The organism is Bradyrhizobium sp. USDA 3240 (assembly GCF_054063295.1).
This window is the reverse complement of sequence record NZ_JBSSGD010000002.1, coordinates 2,043,538-2,063,071: the sequence shown is the minus strand read 5'-3', so window position 1 is coordinate 2,063,071 and position 19,534 is coordinate 2,043,538. Positions and strand designations below refer to the sequence as shown.

General features: G+C 65.6%; 17 protein-coding genes and 1 pseudogene. 11 read left to right on the top strand and 7 right to left on the bottom strand.

The window, feature by feature from the left end; all coding sequences use genetic code 11:
- Positions 1-3: 3 nt before the first annotated feature.
- From ACVIGA_RS10590 to ACVIGA_RS10580, 3 genes are all read left to right on the top strand, one after another.
- Positions 4-600: a class I SAM-dependent methyltransferase gene (locus ACVIGA_RS10590; protein ID WP_456666335.1), complete on the top strand. Its 597-nt coding sequence runs from the start codon at positions 4-6 to the stop codon at positions 598-600.
- Positions 600-971, top strand: a complete 372-nt coding sequence (locus ACVIGA_RS10585; RefSeq protein WP_456666334.1) for a GFA family protein — start codon at positions 600-602, stop codon at positions 969-971. Before ACVIGA_RS10590 ends, ACVIGA_RS10585 begins: the two co-directional genes overlap by 1 nt.
- Positions 972-1,110: 139 nt before the next feature.
- Positions 1,111-2,211 (top strand): hypothetical protein, encoded by a 1,101-nt coding sequence (locus ACVIGA_RS10580; RefSeq protein WP_456666333.1) that lies wholly within the window; start codon positions 1,111-1,113, stop codon positions 2,209-2,211.
- A 206-nt stretch (positions 2,212-2,417) separates the two neighbouring features.
- Here ACVIGA_RS10580 and ACVIGA_RS10575 read toward each other — a convergent pair whose 3' ends face one another.
- Positions 2,418-2,777, bottom strand: coding sequence for a DUF1236 domain-containing protein (locus tag ACVIGA_RS10575; protein WP_223975299.1), 360 nt, complete (start codon positions 2,775-2,777; stop codon positions 2,418-2,420).
- 236 nt (positions 2,778-3,013) lie between these two features.
- Here ACVIGA_RS10575 and ACVIGA_RS10570 point away from each other — a divergent pair, with 236 nt between their 5' ends.
- The 7 genes from ACVIGA_RS10570 to ACVIGA_RS10540 all read left to right on the top strand — a co-directional run bounded on the left by ACVIGA_RS10570 (position 3,014) and on the right by ACVIGA_RS10540 (position 11,745).
- Entirely contained in the window at positions 3,014-3,169 is a 156-nt protein-coding gene (locus ACVIGA_RS10570; protein ID WP_080891118.1) for a DUF3096 domain-containing protein, read from the top strand.
- A gap of 91 nt (positions 3,170-3,260) precedes the next feature.
- Positions 3,261-6,176, top strand: a complete 2,916-nt coding sequence (gene ppdK, locus ACVIGA_RS10565) for a pyruvate, phosphate dikinase (protein ID WP_456666332.1) — start codon at positions 3,261-3,263, stop codon at positions 6,174-6,176.
- Positions 6,177-6,574: 398 nt separating this feature from the next.
- Complete coding sequence (locus ACVIGA_RS10560) at positions 6,575-8,056, top strand: cell wall hydrolase (RefSeq protein WP_456666331.1); 1,482 nt, start codon at positions 6,575-6,577, stop codon at positions 8,054-8,056.
- Between the two features lie 276 nt (positions 8,057-8,332).
- Positions 8,333-9,577, top strand: coding sequence for an MFS transporter (locus ACVIGA_RS10555; protein ID WP_456666330.1), 1,245 nt, complete (start codon positions 8,333-8,335; stop codon positions 9,575-9,577).
- A 45-nt stretch (positions 9,578-9,622) separates the two neighbouring features.
- Positions 9,623-10,609 (top strand): acrylyl-CoA reductase (NADPH), encoded by a 987-nt coding sequence (acuI, locus tag ACVIGA_RS10550; protein ID WP_456666329.1) that lies wholly within the window; start codon positions 9,623-9,625, stop codon positions 10,607-10,609.
- A 186-nt stretch (positions 10,610-10,795) separates the two neighbouring features.
- Positions 10,796-11,374 (top strand): hypothetical protein, encoded by a 579-nt coding sequence (locus tag ACVIGA_RS10545; protein WP_223975309.1) that lies wholly within the window; start codon positions 10,796-10,798, stop codon positions 11,372-11,374.
- A gap of 137 nt (positions 11,375-11,511) precedes the next feature.
- A complete protein-coding gene (locus ACVIGA_RS10540) occupies positions 11,512-11,745 on the top strand; it encodes a DUF6894 family protein (RefSeq protein ID WP_223975311.1) in 234 nt (77 codons plus the stop codon).
- Between the two features lie 27 nt (positions 11,746-11,772).
- On the opposite strand, the gene ACVIGA_RS10535 is transcribed toward ACVIGA_RS10540, so the two are convergent.
- The 5 genes from ACVIGA_RS10535 to ygfZ all read right to left on the bottom strand — a co-directional run bounded on the left by ACVIGA_RS10535 (position 11,773) and on the right by ygfZ (position 17,644).
- Positions 11,773-14,472, bottom strand: a complete 2,700-nt coding sequence (locus tag ACVIGA_RS10535) for a DUF2339 domain-containing protein (protein ID WP_456666328.1) — start codon at positions 14,470-14,472, stop codon at positions 11,773-11,775.
- A gap of 110 nt (positions 14,473-14,582) precedes the next feature.
- On the bottom strand, positions 14,583-15,089 hold the full coding sequence (locus ACVIGA_RS10530; RefSeq protein WP_106320504.1) for a tyrosine phosphatase family protein: 507 nt from the start codon (positions 15,087-15,089) through the stop codon (positions 14,583-14,585).
- A gap of 442 nt (positions 15,090-15,531) precedes the next feature.
- Positions 15,532-16,143, bottom strand: coding sequence for a YfbR-like 5'-deoxynucleotidase (locus tag ACVIGA_RS10525; RefSeq protein ID WP_456666327.1), 612 nt, complete (start codon positions 16,141-16,143; stop codon positions 15,532-15,534).
- Positions 16,140-16,766, bottom strand: coding sequence for a DNA-3-methyladenine glycosylase I (locus tag ACVIGA_RS10520; protein ID WP_456666326.1), 627 nt, complete (start codon positions 16,764-16,766; stop codon positions 16,140-16,142). The genes ACVIGA_RS10525 and ACVIGA_RS10520 overlap by 4 nt, the downstream gene beginning before the upstream one ends.
- A complete protein-coding gene (ygfZ, locus tag ACVIGA_RS10515; RefSeq protein ID WP_456666325.1) occupies positions 16,763-17,644 on the bottom strand; it encodes a CAF17-like 4Fe-4S cluster assembly/insertion protein YgfZ in 882 nt (293 codons plus the stop codon). The genes ACVIGA_RS10520 and ygfZ overlap by 4 nt, the downstream gene beginning before the upstream one ends.
- Before the next feature lie 129 nt (positions 17,645-17,773).
- Here ygfZ and ACVIGA_RS10510 point away from each other — a divergent pair.
- Positions 17,774-19,109 (top strand): annotated as a pseudogene (locus tag ACVIGA_RS10510) (dihydroorotase).
- A gap of 83 nt (positions 19,110-19,192) precedes the next feature.
- Here ACVIGA_RS10510 and ACVIGA_RS10505 read toward each other — a convergent pair.
- On the bottom strand, positions 19,193-19,459 hold the full coding sequence (locus ACVIGA_RS10505) for a hypothetical protein (protein ID WP_097675200.1): 267 nt from the start codon (positions 19,457-19,459) through the stop codon (positions 19,193-19,195).
- Between the last annotated feature and the right edge of the window lie 75 nt (positions 19,460-19,534).

Below are 19,534 nucleotides of genomic sequence, written 5' to 3'. Positions count from 1 at the left end.
CCGATGGACCGCGCAACGCTCGCCGCTTACGACAAGGAGGCGGCGGCGTTTGCGCAGGACTGGCACGACCAGCCCGCGCCGGTCGATCTGCAGGAGATCGTCGGGCAATTCTTCATCAAGGGCGGCGCGACCGCCGATATCGGCTGCGGCAGCGGCCGCGAGGTGGCGTGGCTCAATGCCAAGGGCTTTCCGGCCGAAGGCTTCGATGCCTCCGAGGGCCTGCTCGCGGAAGCTCGCACCCGCTATCCCGCGCTGCGCTTTACCCACGCTGAACTGCCCGAGCTATCCGGCATCGCCGCCGACAGTTTCGACAATGTGCTGTGCGAGACCGTGATCATGCATCTCGATCACGCACTGATCGCGCCGTCGGTGCGCCGGATGTTCGACATCGTGAAGCCCAGCGGTATCTTCTATCTGAGCTGGCGCGTCACGGCCGGCGACGATGCGCGCGATGCGCATGGCCGGCTCTACGCGGCGTTCGATACCGCGCTGGTGCGGGCTGAACTTGCGGTGGCCGAATTGCTGCTCGATTCGGAAGTCGTCAGCGCCTCGTCCGGCAAGGTCATTCACCGGCTGGTTGGCAGCAAGGGCAGGGGATGATGGCGCGGCTCGCGACATGCGCCTGCGGACAGCTCCGCGTCACCTGTCAGGGCGAGCCTGTCGTAGTATCGCTGTGTCATTGCCTGGAGTGCCAGAAGCGAACCGGCAGCACCTATGGCGTCGCGGCGTTCTTTCCGCGCGCCGATGTCGAGCCGCAGGGCGAGGCGCGCGAATACAGCCGTATCGGCGGCAGCGGGTCTGCGGTGGTGTTTCATTTCTGCCCGAATTGCGGATCGTCGGTCTATTGGGAGCCCGGTCGTGCACCGGATCTGATCGGCGTTGCGGTCGGCGCCTTCGCGGACCCGGATTTTCCGGCGCCGTCGCAGTCGGTCTTCACGCAGCGCCGCCACGCCTGGGTCGTCGACAGGTAAGCGGCCACCGCCGCGAGATGTGTCGCGCCAGAAATATCTGTAAATAATTTGCAATTTATTAACCATGCCCTGCGAGGGTCCTGGCGAGTCAACGATTTCTTAAGAAATCGCCCCTCGCGCCAATGCAGGGACCTCCCCGATGACCTCGATCGGCACCACGCCCAATCCCTACGCCCAATATGGCTCGGCCTATGCGCGGGCCGCCGCGACGCCCTCGCTGGCGGCGACCTTGTCAGGTGACGGCACCGCCGGCGACCTGTCGGCGCCCGCGACATCGAGCGCTGCAACCAACCTCACGCTGTCGGACGCCGCCCGCGCGCAGCTCGCCAAGGCGCCGCTGCCGGATTTTGCAACTGTCACCCATGACGCGCGCGTCACGCTCGATCGGCTCTACACGGTCGCGGGCGTGAAGAAGCCGATCGTCGACGGCAAGACCACGATTGATCTCTCGACGCTGGATCGCCGCTCGCTGTTTGCGATCTCGACCAACAATGGTGGCAAGTTCTCGCCGGACGAGCAGGCGGTCGCCGCCACCGAACTGAAGCAGCGCTTCGACAAGGCCTTGGCGCCGTCGCTTGCGACCACGCGCCTGACCGGCGACTACAGCGTCAGCTACAAGTCGGCGCTCGACTATCTCGACGGCGCCAGCGACGAGGAAAAGGCAACCGCGACCTGGGCCAACCAGCGCGCCGCGGTGCTGAAAGGCTATCAGGCGACGCAGCAGGATCCGAACAAGGCGCCGACGGGAATTTCAGGCGACCCGGTCGCGGCCGCGCTGGCGGGGACCACGTCGCCCACGACGGGCAAGCCACGCGATTTCGGCAGCGTGGCGAGCGATGCGCGCGCCTTCCTCGATCGGCAGAAGAGCGAGGCGGCGAAGAGCGGCAAGGAACTGGTGTACGACTCTCGCCGCAAGACCGGACAGCTCGCCGACCTGTCCTCGCTCGACAACCGCTCGCTGTCGGCGATCTCGCTGAACCAGGACAAGAAGTTTTCAGGCGAGGAGATCTTCGCGGCCAAGCACGAACTCAACACGCGGACGCGCCTTGCGGTGCTCGATGCGTTGAAGCAGAGCCAGTCCGCCGGCGATCCGCGCCAGTTCAGCCTCGGCATCCTCAAACAATATTCCTCGATGAGCGCGGAGGAACGCCAGGCCGCCAACTGGACGCAGGATTTCCAGGACGCCGCGATCAAGAACTACAAATCGACCTCGACGCTGCTCTCGATCCTCAAATCGTAAGCCAGCAGAGCGTTTTCGAGCGAAGTAGGTACCGCTTCGCGTGAAGAAAACGCGTCAAAAGAAGAATCTGGAATTTCCAGCGACAGAACAGAAGAGCCCCGCCCGGAGGGGAGGCCGGGCGGGGCTTTCTGGTCCGGTCGATCTGCGCGCACATCCGCTTGCGCGGCGCCCGGACTGTTCGTTCAGGCGATCATGCTGACGCTGAGCTACTCGACCACCTGAACGATCCGTCGCGAACGCGGCTCGACCAGAACGGTCTCGCCATTCACGACGGTGTAGCGATAGGGCGTCGCGCCGAACCGTTGCGGCACGTCGTAATAGGTTACGCCGGCATCCGGCAGCACGGTGCCGACCACGACGCGATCCGGAACGGCGTAGTTCGGCACGCGCTCGCGCACGATGTATTCGCGGAACGCCGGGCGCTGCTCGACCGCAATGCCCTCGTCATCCTCGACGGCAACCGGCGGGCCACCGCGGACAATGCCGACGGTCTGGGCCTGTGCGGCAACAGCCGGCACCGTGATCGCAGCAGCAACCGCTGCAACGGCAAGTATTCTGTTTCGCATGGCTCGCTCCATTCATTTGACGCGCGCGCCGACCTTCGCCGATGCGCACGGCGAGCCAATGCATCTGGTGTGGCGATGTTCCGGAAAAACCGCCGCCACATACGCGGCAATTTGGAGCAATTTTCGTGAGTTGCGGGAACTCGCAGGCCGTGACGGACGTCTTGATGTGGAAACCCCCGCAGCGGATAAACTGCCGCTCGATTCGCTCCTCCAAAAACCGCCGGAGAAACACTTCAATGGTCATCACCGCTGGGCATTTGCCGCACATTGTCGCTCTGATCGCAGGCGTCCTGATCCTGATCATGCCGCGGCTGCTCAACTACATCGTCGCGATCTACCTGATCTTCGTCGGGCTCGTGGGAATGGGCCTGCTGCGCTGGCTGCACCTGTAGCGGGAAAGCGGGGTTTCGCGGCTTGCGCGGAACCCCCCAAAATGGTGTAAGGCGCGCATCTTCGACCCCTCTTTTCGGATTGTTGTCTGACATGGCCAAAGCCGTCGCGAAGTCCAAGAAAACTGCCGAGAAAACCGCAGCGAAATCAAAGTCCTCGGCACCGGCCCGGAAGGCCGCGCCGGCGCGCAAGGCGCTGAAGAAGAGCGCCCCGAAGCCGGCGCCGAAGCCCGCCGCCAAATCGACTGCGAAGCCGGCTGCAAAGCCCGCCAGCAAGGCGCCGGTAAAGGCCGTTACCGCTGCGAAAAAGGCGGCTCCGCCCGCGATCAAGGCCGGCAAGTGGGTCTATACGTTCGGCGACGGCAAGGCCGAGGGCCAGGCGACCCTGCGCAATCTGCTCGGCGGCAAGGGCGCCAACCTCGCGGAAATGGCCAATCTCGGCCTTCCGGTGCCTCCCGGCTTCACCCTTCCGACCTCGGTCTGCACCTATTTCTACGACCACGACAAGACCTATCCGAAGGAACTGAAAGCACAGGTCGAGAAGGCGCTCGACTATGTCGGCAAGCTGACCGGCAAGACCTTCGGCGATGCCAAGAACCCGCTGCTGGTCTCGGTCCGCTCGGGCGCGCGCGCCTCGATGCCGGGCATGATGGACACCGTGCTCAACCTCGGCCTCAACGACCGAACGGTCGAAGCGCTGGCCGAGCTCTCCGGCGACCGCCGCTTCGCCTATGACAGCTATCGCCGCTTCATCACGATGTATTCGGACGTGGTGCTCGGCTTCGAGCATCATCACTTCGAGGACATCCTCGACACCTTCAAGGACGGCCAGGGCTATTCGCTCGACACCGACCTCACCGGCGACGACTGGGTCGAACTGGTCGGCAAGTACAAGGAGGCGGTCGCCAAGGAGACCGGCCACGACTTCCCGCAGGATCCGCACGCCCAGCTGTGGGGCGCGATCGGTGCCGTGTTCTCATCCTGGATGAACGCGCGCGCGGTGACCTACCGCAAGCTGCACGACATCCCGGAATCCTGGGGCACCGCCGTCAACGTGCAGGCGATGGTGTTCGGCAACATGGGCGAGACGTCGGCGACCGGCGTCGCCTTCACCCGCAACCCCTCGACTGGCGAGAGCAAGCTGTACGGCGAGTTCCTGATCAATGCGCAGGGCGAGGACGTCGTCGCCGGCATCCGCACGCCGCAGGACATCACCGAAGAGGCGCGCCAGGAATCCGGCTCCGACAAGCTGTCGATGGAAGCCGCGATGCCGGTCGCGTTCAAGGAGCTGACGCGGATCTACACGCAGCTCGAGAAGCACTACCGCGACATGCAGGACATGGAGTTCACGGTCGAGCAGGGCAAGCTGTGGATGCTGCAGACCCGCGGCGGCAAGCGCACCGCCAAGGCGGCGCTGCGCATCGCGGTCGAACTCGCCAATGAGGGCCTGATCTCGCGCAAGGACGCGGTGACGCGGATCGATCCGGCTTCGCTGGACCAGCTGCTGCATCCGACCATCGATCCGGCCGCGAAGCGCGACGTGGTGGCGACCGGTCTGCCGGCGTCGCCGGGCGCGGCGTCGGGCGAGATCGTGTTCTCGTCGGACGAAGCCACCAAGCTGCAGGCCGACGGCCGCAAGGTGATTCTGGTCCGCATCGAGACCAGCCCGGAAGACATCCACGGCATGCACGCCGCGGAAGGCATCCTGACCACCCGCGGCGGCATGACCTCGCATGCGGCGGTGGTCGCGCGCGGCATGGGCAAGCCCTGCGTCTCCGGCTGCGGCACCATCCGCGTCGATTACGGCCGCGGCACGATGAGCGTCGGTTCGCGCACCTTCAAGACCGGCGACGTCATCACCATCGACGGCTCGGTCGGCCAGGTGCTGGCCGGCCGCATGCCGATGATCGAGCCGGAACTGTCCGGCGAGTTCGGCACGCTGATGGGCTGGGCCGACGAGGTCCGCAAGCTCGGCGTCCGCGTCAACGGCGACACGCCCGATGATGCGCGCACCGCGGTGAAGTTCGGCGCCGAAGGCATCGGCCTCTGCCGCACCGAGCACATGTTCTTCGAGGAGACCCGCATCCGCACCGTGCGCGAGATGATCCTCTCCGAGGACGAGCAGTCGCGCCGCGCTGCGCTGTCGAAGCTGCTGCCGATGCAGCGCGCCGACTTCGTCGAGCTGTTCGAGATCATGAAGGGCCTGCCCGTCACGATCCGCTTGCTCGATCCGCCGCTGCACGAGTTCCTGCCGCACACCCAGGCCGAGATCGAGGAAGTGGCGCGCGCCATGAACACCGATCCGCGCAAGCTCGCCGACCGCGCCCGCGAACTGTCCGAGTTCAACCCGATGCTCGGCTTCCGCGGCTGCCGTCTCGCGATCGCCTATCCTGAAATCGCCGAGATGCAGGCGCGTGCGATCTTCGAGGCCGCCGTCGAAGCCGGCAAGCGCACCGGCAAGCCGGTCGGTCTCGAGGTGATGGTGCCGCTGATCGCGACCAAGGCCGAGTTCGATCTGGTCAAGGCGCGGATCGATGCCATGGCCAATGCGGTAATGAAGGAAACCGGCGTCAAGCTCAGTTACCAGGTCGGCACCATGATCGAGCTGCCGCGCGCCTGCCTGATGGCCGGCCAGGTGGCGGAGACCGCGGAGTTCTTCTCCTTCGGCACCAACGACCTGACGCAGACCACCTACGGCATCAGCCGCGACGACGCCGCGAGCTTCCTCGGCACCTATGTCGCCAAGGGCATTCTCGAGATCGATCCGTTCATCTCGGTCGATCGCGACGGCGTCGGCGAGCTGGTCAGGATCGGCGTGACGCGCGGCCGCAAGACGCGGCCGAACCTCAAGGTCGGCATCTGCGGCGAGCACGGCGGCGATCCCGCCTCGGTCGCGTTCTGCCACGAGGTCGGGCTCGATTACGTCTCGTGCTCGCCCTATCGCGTGCCGATCGCGCGTCTCGCAGCCGCCCAGGCCGCGCTCGGCAAGGAGATCGCCAGCCAGGCGTGAGCGATCGCGCAGCGGCCAACAAAGTCATGCCCGGGCTTGTCCCGGGCATTTTCGTTTGAGCACCGCCGGAAGACATCGTCATTGCGAGCGGAGCGAAGCAATCCATCGCGCCGCTTGCGGTGACGTGGATTGCTTCGCCGCTGGCGCACCTCGCAATGAAGGGGGCCTGCAACACTTTGTTCACCATCTCCGTTGACCTGTTGTTTACGACTTTCATGCGCTGCGCATTTACCAAGCCGCGTGATGCCGCGCGCGTCGCATCTGCGATCGCTTGAGTGTAGCGCGCGGGCAACGCCGATTAACTCCGCGGCAACCTAAACAAGTTAGCAACGGGAAAGGTCGAACTGCGCGGATGTACCGCGTTCGATTGCACTCAGTAAGCGTTGCGTGAGCGTACGATGTTTGTGTCGCGTAACCAGCCGAAGGGCGCACGTCTTGCGCTCTTCGGTCTCGGTCTCAGCATCTTCGCCTTGATGCCGACCGAGCTCGGATATCAGGATATTGCCTCGCTCCTGGCCCGGCAGCCCGGCGTTGCCGAGCGCTGGCAGAAGCGCGTCTTCGCCTCCGCGGTCGGCTCCATCCAGGTCGCGACCTACAGCTTCGGCCGTCCGATCGGAACTTCCGCGCCGCAGGATCCGCAAATCCTGCTCGCACGGCTGGACAGTTCGAGCGTCGACATCACCGGCACGGTGACGCGCAATCCGATCACAGCAACGCCGCCGCGCTACCAGGCATCGGATTTTCCCAAGGTCGATCGCACGCTGAAGGGCGATCGTCTCGTCGTCGGACGGCCCGACCAGGTCGATCCCGCACAGCCCGCCAACACGGCTCCGGCGAACGAGGATCCCGCGACATCGAATGCGTCGGTCAAGGGCATGAAGACCGCGACCGCGCCCGCCGACAACGCGCCGCTCGATCCCGAATTGCAGGAGGCGCTGCGTGCGCCGCCACTGCCGCAATATGTCAAGCCGTCGCCGCAGCAATACGACGTGTCGATGTCGCTCGAGGCCAGCCCGCTCGACGATCTGAAGCCTGTGCCCGCGAAGCCTGCCGCTGCACCGCCCGTCGATGCAACGCATGCGCGCGACCCGTTCGCGTTCAAGACCGCCAGTCTCTTTTTTGGCTCGTCGCTCGGCACGCCGGAGAATCTCGAGCGCTGGCAGCCCGGCGAGGCGCCGGTCGTCGTGGCGCCTGTGGCGCAGCCCGATCCCGACCTGAAGGTGATGGCGTCACTGCCGGTCGATGCCGATGGCCCGGTCAAGGCCGGTGAGATGGGCGAGAGCATCGCGCCGAAAGGCGAGGTCAATGCCGACGATCAGCACACCAAGACGCCGGCGGAACGGCTCGGCCTGTTCGACGAGAAATCGCGCGCCAAGTCGGAGAAGTGCCTCGCCGAGGCGGTCTATTTTGAGGCGCGCGGCGAAGCGGTGCGCGGCCAGATCGCGGTCGCCCAGGTGGTGCTGAACCGCGCATTCTCCGGCAAATATCCGGAGACGGTGTGCGGCGTGGTCTACCAGAACAAGAACCGCCACTACGCCTGTCAGTTCACCTTCGCCTGCGACAACATCCCCGACGTCGTCCGCGAGCCCGACATGTGGGACCGCGCCAAGAAGATCTCGAAGGCGATCCTCGACGGCAAATTGTGGCTGCCGGAAGTCGATCGCTCGACCCATTACCACGCCTATTGGGTGCGGCCGTCCTGGGTCAGCGAAATGAAGAAGACGTACAAGTTCGGCGTCCACACCTTCTATCGCCCGCGCGCCTGGGGCGACGGCAGCGACGCCCCGAGCTGGGGCAACCCGGCCGAGACCGCCAAAATCTCGGCGCAACTCGCCGAAGCCGCCCAGAGCTCGGCCGAGCAGGCCAGCGCCAAGCGATAGCAGCTGATACGTCATTCCGGGATGGCCCGTAGGGTCAGACCTCAGATGCGCGCAGCGCATCGGGGAATCCCGACGTTGTGGGCGAAAGTATCAAAACAACTCCGGGATTCCGCGTTCGCGCTTCGCGCCCCCGGAATGACAGTCGCATAATCTGCAAGGCTGCCTTGCGAGCGAATATTTTTCTCCGCCGCCTCTTGGGGTTTTCATGCAGATGCATTAACTCCGCGTAATGTTTCGCGGGGCGGTTCCCCCGCAGCAGTTGCGGGGGAAGACAACATGGCCGTTAGCAGCGGGGATCTCCGACCGACGTCCGGCACCTGGCGCACGCCGCTCGTCATCATCGTCTGTGGCTGTGCGATCGCGCTGCTGAGTTTCGGCCCACGCTCCAGCCTCGGCTTCTTCGTGCAGCCGATGGGCCGCGAATTCGCCTGGGGCCGCGACGTGTTCGGCCTCGCCATCGCGCTGCAGAACCTGTTGTGGGGGCTCGGCCAGCCGATCGCAGGCGCCATTGCCGACCGCTTCGGCCTGCTGCGCGTCATGGTCGTCGGCGCCTTGCTGTACGCCGCCGGACTTCTGTTGATGCGCTACTCGACCACCTCATTGTCGCTCGACATCAGCGCCGGCGTGCTGATCGGCTTCGGCCTGTCGGGCTCGTCGTTCAATCTGGTGCTGGCGGCGTTCAGCAAGCTGCTGCCGCCGCAGAAGCGCGGCATCGCGCTCGGCGCCGGCACCGCCGCCGGCTCGTTCGGCCAGTTCCTGTTCGCGCCGTTCGGCGTTGCGATGATCGACAATTTCGGCTGGCAGACCGCGCTCGTCGTGTTCAGCGCGCTGATGCTGCTGATCGTGCCGCTCTCGCTCGCGCTTGCGACGCCGCCGGCCGCGACCGGTAACGTGCCGGCCGCCGACCAGCAGTCGTTCAAGACCGCACTCGCCGAAGCCTTCGGCCATCGCTCCTACGTGCTGCTGGTGCTCGGTTTCTTCACCTGCGGCTTCCAGCTCGCCTTCATCACCATCCATCTGCCGGCCTATCTGGCCGACCGCGGCATTCCGGCGACCACCGGCGGTTGGGTGGTTGCGGCGATCGGCCTGTTCAACATCGTGGGCTCGCTCAGCGTCGGCTGGCTGCAGAACTTCTTTCCGAAGCGCTATTTGCTCTCGGTGATCTACTTCTCGCGCGCGCTGGCGACCGTGGCCTTCATCTCGTTCCCGGTGACGCCGTTCTCGGCGATTGCATTCGGCGCGGTCTCGGGGCTGCTGTGGCTGTCGAGCGTGCCCCCGACCTCGGCGCTGGTCGCGCTGATGTTCGGCACCCGCTGGTTCTCCACCCTCTACGGCTTCGCCTTCGTCAGCCATCAGGTGGGCGGCTTCCTCGGGGTTTGGCTCGGCGGCGTCGTGTTCGAGCAGTATGGTTCCTACACGCCGATCTGGTGGCTGTCGGTGCTGTTCGGCGTGCTGTCGGCGCTGATCAACCTGCCGATCGTCGAAAAGCCGGTCGTGCGCCCGGTTGCGCAGCCTGCCTGATGGGTTAAACACTCCCCGAGACCAGAATTACGGGGAGTGCACATCATGGCAACGTTCAAGGCAGTCAGGATCGACAAGGCGGACAAGGGTACCACCGCCGCACTGACCCAATTCGACGACGCGGAATTGATGGACGGCGACGTCACCGTCCGCGTCGAATGGTCGACGCTGAACTACAAGGACGGCCTGGCGCTGACCGGCAAGGCGCCGGTGGTGCGCCGCTTCCCGATGATCGCCGGCATCGATTTCGCCGGCACCGTCGAGCAATCCAGCCATCCCGACTGGAAGGCGGGCGACAAGGTCGTCTGCAACGGCTGGGGCATGGGCGAGACCCATCTCGGCGCCTATGCGGAAGAGGCCCGCGTCAAGGGCGACTGGCTGGTGCGGCTGCCGGACGGGATTTCGGCCCGTGACGCGATGGCGGTCGGCACCGCCGGCTATACCGCGATGCTCTCGGTGCTGGCGCTGGAGAAGCACGGTCTCACGCCGAAGAGCGGCCCGGTGGTGGTGACGGGCGCCGCCGGCGGCGTCGGCTCGGTGGCGATCGCCGTGCTGTCGAAGCTCGGCTATCACGTCATCGCCTCGACCGGGCGGATGTCGGAGGCCGACTATCTCAAGGGCCTCGGTGCCACCGAGGTGATCGACCGCGCCGAACTGTCGGGTGCCCCCAAGGCGCTTGCCAAGGAGCGCTGGGCTGGCGGCGTCGACAGCGTCGGGTCGACCACGCTCGCCAATCTGCTTTCGATGACCAGGTATGGCGGTGCCATCGCGGCCTGCGGCCTGGCCGCCGGCATGGACCTGCCGTCGTCGGTCGCGCCCTTCATTTTGCGCGGTGTGTGCCTTCTCGGCATCGATTCAGTGATGTGCCCGATCGAGCTCCGCAGGACCGCCTGGCGGCGTATTGCCAGCGATCTGGATAAGGCAAAACTGGCTGATATCACTCATGAAATCGTCTTGGACGATGTCATGGGTTATGGCGCGAAAATCCTCGATGGCCAGGTCCGCGGCCGCATCGTGGTAAAAATAGTCTGAGGACGTTCAGACTTTACCAACCAAGCTGCTCCAATGTTGCCACGGTTGGTATGGTAAGCAGCGGGTAAAGAGACTTGCGGCATGATCCCGGGGGGCCGGGTGTCCTCGCGCAGACGTCGAGAAGCGTCGGTGCGGGGATCATGCTCAACAAGGAGCGGGTGCCCGCGCTCGTAAGTGGAGTAGCTCATGCTTGCGCGTTTGGTGTTGGGGGCCGTCACGGCCGGAGCGATGGTCGTGCCGGCATTCGCAGGCAGCATGAACGCCGATGAGGCCCGCAAGTTCGTCGCGGGCAAGGTGTTCGCCTTCACCTGTTTCGACGGCACAAGGGGTGCCGGCCGTATCCTCGACGATCTGGGCGCGACAGGCTCGATCCAGTTCTCCGGCTCCGGACCGATCCGCCACGTGCGCCTGCCCGGCAATACGCTGCAAATCCGCGGTCAGAGCGTGTGCGCCTCGCTGAAGGGCATTCCGTTCGAGCCGTGCTTCAATCTCGACAAGCAGGACGACCGCACCTTCCGCGGCTCGGTCTCCGGCATGGGCTTCGCCTACTGCGATTTCCATCACCAGGGCGGCCAGCAGATGCTAATGGCACGCGCGGTGGCGCGTCCGCGCTCGCTGCACCCGCGCACCCGATCCGCGGATGCCTCGCCGACCGAAGTGTCGCGCGTTGAGACGCCGCAGGTCGAAAGGGCTAAGCTCGAGCCGGTCAAGGCCGAGCCCGCCAAGGTCGAGAGCGCGCCGGAACTACGTCGCTCCACTGACTAACGTTTCATCTGCGCGCTAGCGGGAATAGCTGCCGAGCCGTAGTCATACGGATGGCGGTCGCCACGCGTTGATAGCTACTCAATACCTTAGCGTTCGCCGACAGGCGGGATGACGAGGACACCGATTTGAGTAGTCATATGGCGCAGTATTTTTTCCGTATCAGTGATGGCGATTACGCTGGTGCGTCCGACCACGCGACGGAGTTTGAGAGCCGTGACGTGGCCTGGGCCGAGATGACCAAGGTCTGCGGCAATTTCCTTGGCAGCATTTCGCGCAACATGAAGCAAGACAGCGAATGGCACATGGAACTGCTCGACGAGAGCCACAAGCCCGTGTTCAGGATTCGGCTGGTTGCCGAATCCGTCGACTGAGGCGTTCGCCGTTCAGGACGACTAACTTCAACCCTCAGCCTGCGGCACAGGCGGAGCGGCCCGCCTGCGGAACAGGATCCGCTGATACAGCCAGCCAATCGCGACCAGCACGATGCCAAGGCACATGAACGACAGCGCCCGGTAGACACCTGACAGCGTCGACATGTCGACCAGGAATGCCTTCAGGATCGTAAGCCCGATCACCGCAGCGGAGGCGAGCCGCGCCCGCTCTGAGTTGACGACGATGCCGATGCCGAGCAGCGCGACGCCGAACATCAGCCAGGCGATCGAATAGGTGTATTGCTCCGCGCCCGTGGTCTCGCCGCGCGTCAGCACCGGTCCGTGATAGAGCCTGCGGATTTCGAACGTGACGTAAGCGAGCGCAAGCACCAGCGCGCCGGCGGCGATCGTGTTGGCGTAGCTTGCGGGACGATGCCCCGCCACCGCGTAGGACAACAGCAGCGCCAGCACGGCCGGCAATGCATAGCCGAGCAGCAGCAGATTGATGAAGCTGCCGCCGACGTCCTGCCACCACAGCATCGGGTTCTCCAGCCCCAGCAGCCCGAACAGGCTGGCAAGCCCTGCGAACGCGGTCAGCAGCACCGCGCCGACATTGTGGACGATGCTGCCGCTGCGCAGCCGCAGCCGCTCCAGCCCGATCGCCATCGCAAGCGTCACGCCGACCTGCAACGCGACCTCGGTCAGTCCGGCGCTGTCGCGATAGACGTCGCCGGCATTGACCGCGTGGCGGATCTCCATGAAGGCGAGCAGCACCGTGAACAGGATGGCGGCGGATTCGACCATCCGCAGCGGGACGTCGTCGCCATTGCGGCGCAGGAAATGGCTTGCCGCCCAGAACGACAGTGCCGGAACGCCATAGCCCCACAGCAGCCAGTTGAAGATCGGCGTGGTGCCGACGGCGTCGCCCGCGATGCGCGGCTCGTAGCCGATCCGCAGCACCACGATGCCGGCCAGGATCGCGGCGAGCCAGCGCAGGAACGGGATCGGCCGTTGCACCGAAAGCCATGCAGTGCCCATCGACACCAGCGCCAGCGCGATGGTGAGCCAGCCCTTGTCGAGCGCGAAGGTCAGCGCCAGCGCCAGCGAGGCGAGGGCGCCGGTGGCCGACAGCGCGATCGAGGGCGACAGCTCCGGTCGCTCGCCGCGCCGGGTCAGTGCTTCGGTCGCGGCCGCGTAGGCGGCTGCGAGCAGCACGGCGAGGATCGCGAACGGGATCGAGCGATCGAGATGCGCGATACGTGCATAGAGTGCGACCAGCAGCGCGACCGGCGTGAACACGGCCGCCGCGGCCCAGGTCACTGTGATCTTCGTGGTGGCAAAGCGCAGTTGCGCGAGGAAACCGGCGATGCCGAAGGCGGACGCGAACAGCGCAGCGGTGACGAGATGCAGCGAGACCGAGCCGTCGGTCGCGGACGGGCCGATGCCCGGGATCGCACCGCCCGGCAGCACCAGCATGTCGACGTTGCGCCGGACAGCCCACTCGCCGAATACGATGAAGACGAAGGCCGACGCGGCGGCGATCGCGCCGGCAGCGGCCGGCGCGCGCCAGGCCACGAAGAGACTGCCTGCCGTCAGCAGCGCGAAGCCGATCATCGCGCTGTCGGCATGCGCGCTGTTGAGCACGATCAGCATCGCACCAAACAGATAGGCCGCGAGCGAGCCGGATGAGATCGGCTCGATCTCCTCGCCATCGCCGTCGGGGCCGAACATGAAGCCGCAGACCACGAGCAGCGCCGCCAGCACGAAGCCCGCGACGACGTGGAAGACGTGCGGCGCGATCATCTCCGGCCCGCATTGCAGGCAGGGGAAGGTCCACAACAACGCGAACGCGATCGTCGTGACCGCGAGCCAGCGCCACAGCCGGATCCGCGCGAGGCCGAACGCTGCCGCGGTGACGATGGCGAGATAAATGTAGAGCGACCAGAAGTCCGGCTTGTCGGACGAGACCAGGATCGGCGTAACGAAGGCGCCGACGATGCCGAGCCCCGCCAGCGCTGGCCCGTGCAGCAGCGCGGCCGCGAGCGTGCCGAGCGCGACCATGCCGAGCAGGATGAAGGCGGTTGCCGGCGCGAGGAAATCATACAGCGCATAGGCGGCGTAGACGGTGGCGAACGCCACTGCGGTGCCGGCCGCGGTGAGGATCGCCGGAATGTTGGCGATCGGCAGTGCTGCGATGTTGGAGATGCTTTCCTTGCGCCGCGTCCACTCGCCGGCGCCGAGCAAAGCGAGCGCAAACAATCCACCGAGCAGCGTGCGCACGCCGGGGCCGAGCAGCCCGGCCTCGATCGAATAGCGCACCATGAAGAAGCCGCCGAGCGCAAGCGTCAGGCCGCCGATCCACACCACCCAGCGCGTGCCGAGCGTCTCCTCGAAGCCGGGCGCCGGGGGCGGCGGGGCGGGTGGTTCTGGCAGCGGCGGTGGCGCGGCGCCTGCCGCGGCTGTCTCTGCATGCGCATCCGGCTCGCTCGCGGCCGCTTCGGGCAGCGGCGGCGGCGCGATGGGAGGCGCCGCCGGTAGCGTCTGTTCGAACGCCTCGAGCGGCGCCAGCGGTGGCGGCACGGCCGTCCGCGCGGCGGACACGCCCGCGGCCTCGACCGCATCCAGCCGGCGCTGCAGCACCGCAATCTGGCTCAGCGCCTTGCGCGCGAAAATGATCGCGACAATGGCGATGACGAGCGTGAGGAAATCGAACGGCGAATCGAACATCGGGCCTCCGGCAGGACGCGCCGGACCATCGGCTAGCCGGCCGCCCGTCGCAACCTAGTAGTGCAGTTGAGCGGACTGGAAGTTCAAGCGCTCGGGCGTGGTAGGCCGCGTTAGTCCAGATCGATGTGGAAGGGCCGGCCCTCGACGCTCATGCTGCCGGGGCCCATCGCATCGAGCGCGCGCAGCATCCGGCCCTCGCGCCCCAGCGCCTTGTCGGCAAGGCTGACGATCAGGCGGTTGGGTGCGGCGATCGGCGAGGCCTCGCGGATCAGCCGGGCGATGGACATTTCGTCGCGGTGCGGATTGAGCGCGCAGACGGTGGCGAATGCGCTTGCGGTCGAGCGGCTGATGCCGGCGTAGCAATGCACCACCATCGGCGCGCGGCGATCCCAGCCACGCACGAAGCTCAGCACTCGCTCGATATGGGTCTCGTTGGGTGCCACGAACCCGTCCATCTGTTCGACGATGTCATCCATCGACACCTTCAGATGGTTGGCCGGAAGCACGGAGGGCGGCCGCTGCACCTGGTCGACATTGGCCATCACGGTCAGCACATGGCTGGCGCCGGTGGCACGAACCGTGTCGGAGAGCGCGGCAAGCGAGCAAACGTGAAGCATGATGGTCCTTGGTTATCGGTGCGCCCGATTATAACGGCTGGTTGCGGGTCGGCAAAGGCACGTGGCGTCGCGCGCGCGATTCGTATTGCAGCGCAACCGATGACGCGCTTAGTATCCGAATTGGTGCGTCGTTGAGCTGGCCATTTCTGCGCTTATAGTTGGGGCGGCGATCTTGGCCGAACACGGGCGGGTGCGATGAGTCAGAGAGAACCAAGGCGTTGCGAATTCTGTCTGCAAACAGTGCAGAGCTACGCGACTCTCGAAAGCGGCGAGCAAGTTACGTGTATGGAATGCCCCGGCTGGGCGGTTTTTGTTCGCGCTAGCCAAGATTCCGAATATCGGCGGCAGATGGTTCACCTTCTCGTCGCCCTGCCAGAGCCGAAGCCTTGGTCTGGTTGCGAAACGTCAAACTAGAAAACCAGCCGTATCTCGCATCGCGAAGCTACTGCGCGTGCAATGCCTTGAAGCGCTCGAGGAACTGCTTTTCGGCCCTTGCTGCGCTCCATGGCGTCAGATAGTCGCGCTCGGTGGCTTCCGGCAATTCCGGATCGCGGCCGAACAGCCGCCTGGCTTCGGCTTGCGAAAACCCCGCCAGATGCGTCGCCTCGAGATAGGCGGCGCCGCGATCGGCGGCCTTGATCTGCTGGGTGATCTCGTCTGCCAGCACCGCCGGTAGGCCGAAGCGGATATGGATCGCCGACAGCAGCCGCTTCTCCACCGCTTTGTATTCGCCTGACAGCACCGCCTTGAACGGCGAGATCATGTCGCCGATGACATATTCCGGTGCGTCGTGCAGCAGTGCGGCGAGGCGATGGCTGATATCGACGCGCGGCGTCTGCTGGCGCATCACGGCCTCGACCAGCAGCGTGTGCTGGGCCACCGAGAAGATGTGTGCGCCAGAGGTCTGGCCATTCCAGCGCGCGACCCGCGCCAGTCCATGCGCGATGTCGACGATCTCGATATCGAGCGGCGACGGGTCGAGCAGGTCCAGCCGGCGCCCCGACAACATTCGCTGCCAAGCGCGGGTGGTCTCGGTCGATCGACGCGCAGTCATTTCTTCTTGAGCCGCGGTGTACGGAGCTTGCCGCTGCAGGCCTCGTGGCAGAAGCAGGTCACGAGATGATCGTTGACCATGCCGGTCGCCTGCATGAAGGCGTACACGATGGTGGGGCCGACGAATTTGAAGCCGCGCGCTCCGAGCTCCTTGGAGACCTTGATCGAGACCGGCGTCGAGGCGGGCACGCTCGCGGTGGTCTTGAACTGATTGACCTTCGGCTTGCCGTCGACGAAGTCCCATAGGAATTTTGAGAAGCCGGGACCCTTGTCCATGATCTCCAGATAGCCCTTCGCGCTCGCGATCGTGCCCTCGATCTTGGCGCGGTTGCGAACAATGCCGGCGTCGTTCATCAGCGCATGCACCTTCTTGTCGGTGTAGCGCACGATCTTCTCGGGCTGGAAATCGTCGAAGGCTTTGCGGAAGTTGTCGCGCTTGCGCAGGATCGTGATCCAGGACAGGCCGGCCTGGAAGCCGTCGAGGATCAGCTTCTCGTAGAGCGCGCGGTCGTCGTATTCCGGCACGCCCCATTCATTGTCGTGATAGGCGACGTAGAACGCGTCCTCGCCCGGCCACGGGCAGCGCGTCTTGCCGTCGGGATGCAGTTGTGCGGTACGGCTCATGCAACGGTCTGTTTGGGTGTGATGCGGACAGCGTCCGGCTCGGCGAGGTGAAGCGCAAGTCCGCCTGCTGTCAGCGGCAGGCCGGCGTCGATCGCGTCGGCGACGCGGTCGATGCGCACCAGCGCGAGGCCTTTGTCGCCGGCGGTCGAGCCCATGGTGCCGACCTGCTTGTCGCCAGCCTGGATCGTCGCGCCAGTCTCGGGGGAGGGGCCGTCGAGAATGATCTTCACTGTGCGGGTGCGCGCCGTGCCGCGATGCTGCATGCGCGACACGACTTCCTGGCCGACATAGCAGCCCTTGTCGAAATCGACGCCGTTGAGGCGGTCCATGTTGGTCTCGTGCGGGAAGGCGTCGCCATAGATGAAGTCGAGCCCGCCGCGCGGCACGCCGGTCGCGATGCGATGTGCCTCATAGGCACTGCTGTCGACGAGATCGGCGCCGATCAGGTCGCCGAGCTTCTGCTTCAGATCTTCCGGGATCAGGACGCGCCAGCCGAGCGCCGGGTTGCGCGGATCGGCGAAAGCGAGATCGGGGATCGCCGGCGGCTCGCCATCCCAGGCGGCCAGCACGCCGAGGCTGTCGGAGAGGTTCTCGACCACGACCTTGGCGCGCAGCTTGTAGAAGCCGAGCTTGTCGGCAAGCCCCTTGGCGAGGGCGCGCGGCGCGTCGATCAGGAATCCGCCGCCATGACCTGTGGGTATCTCGGTGATCAGGAAGTCGACGATGATCTTGCCCTGCGGCGTCAGCAGCGCGCCGAACCGGGCCTGTCCCGGGGCCAGCTGCTCGACATCGGTCGTGATGAGGCCGTTGAGGAAGTTGCGGGCGTCCTCGCCAGAGACCTTGATCACGCCCCGATCTGGAAGAAACGCTGCTTTCATTCGCAAAATTGGCTCTTTTTCCAAGTTCCTTGGGAAACGCGCGGCGCGCGGATATCCCCAGCCAAGCTAAGGCGCTACAGTGCACCGAACAAGGCCCGCGCGACACCCGAAAGCGGGCGCCGAGGACCGATGAATCAGCATTTTGACACCATTCTAAAATCCGGCACCGTGGTCAATCAGGACGGCGAGGGCGTGCGCGATATCGGCGTCACGAATGGCCGCATCGCCGCGATCGGCTCGCTCGGCCAGGCCTCGGCCGGCGAAGTGATCGACTGCAAGGGTCTGCACATCCTGCCCGGCGTGATGGACACCCAGGTGCATTTCCGCGAGCCCGGGCTGACGCAGAAGGAAGATCTCGAGACCGGCTCGCGCAGCGCCGTGATGGGCGGCGTCACCGCCGTGTTCGAAATGCCGAACACCAACCCGCTGACCGTCACGGAAGAGGCGTTCACCGACAAGATCAAGCGCGGCCACCATCGCATGCATTGCGACTTCGCGTTCTTCATCGGCGGCACCCGCGAGAACGTGCGGGACCTGCCGGAGCTCGAGCGCGCGCCGGGCTGCGCCGGCGTCAAGGTGTTCATCGGCTCCTCCACCGGTGCGCTCTTGGTCGAGGACGACGAGAGTCTGCGGCGGATCTTTCAGGTGATCCGGCGCCGCGCCGCATTCCATGCCGAGGACGAGTACCGCCTGAACGAGCGCAAGCCGCTGCGGATCGAGGGCGATCCGCGCTCGCATCCAGTGTGGCGCGACGAGACCGCGGCGCTGATGGCGACCGAACGGCTGGTCAATCTCGCGCGCGAGACCGGCAAGCGCATCCACGTGCTGCACATCTCGACCAAGGAAGAGATTCTGTATCTGCGCGACCACAAGGATGTCGCCTCCTGCGAGGCGACGCCGCACCACCTCACCATGGCCGCGCCGGAGTGCTACGAGCGGCTCGGCACGCTGGCGCAGATGAATCCGCCGGTGCGCTCGGCCGATCACCGCGCGGGCATCTGGTACGGTGTCGAGCAGGGCATCATCGACGTGCTCGGCTCGGACCACGCGCCGCATACGCTGGAGGAGAAGGCCAAGACCTATCCGGCCTCGCCGTCGGGCATGACCGGCGTGCAGACGCTGGTGCCCTTGATGCTCGATCACGTCAACGCGGGTCGGCTGTCGCTGGCACGGTTCGTCGACCTCACCAGCGCGGGGCCGGCGCGGCTGTTCAACATGGCCTGCAAGGGCCGCATCGCGGCGGGCTATGATGCCGACTTCACCGTGGTCGATCTCAAGCGCAGCGAGACCATCACCAACAAATGGATCGCCTCGCGCGCAGCCTGGACGCCCTATGACGGTGTGCGGGTGCAGGGCTGGCCGGTCGGCACCTTCGTGCGCGGCAAGCGGGTGATGTGGCAGGGCGAGGTCACGACGCCGTCGACCGCGCGAGCCGGTCCGGTTCCTCGAGACGCTGAAGGCCTAGCGCATCAAATGCGCTAGATTCTTGTTTGACGCGTTTTCTTGACGCGAACCGGTGCCCACTTGGCTCGAAAGCGCTTTGCGGGATTACTGCCGGGCCAATGCCAGCGAGAATTCGCCGTTGCGCACGCGCGCGGCGAGGCCCTCGGCGAACTTCGCCACGGCGTCCTCGCCATAGGTGCCGACCAACTCGGCGAGCGCCGCAAACAGGCTCGCCTGCGCTAGGCAGTCGCCATCGACGCCGTCGTGACGCGCTTCCGCCCAGGCTTCGTTCAGGTAGCCCAGCGCGGCCTGCTTCTGTTCGTGATCGGGACGAGGGTCTTGGTGATGGGGGGAAGACGCTGGATGGCGCATGAAACTCTGCAAAATGAATGCGCGCGGTCCGAGGAGCGAACCACTGCGAGGCCCGCGAGATGTATCACGCATGCG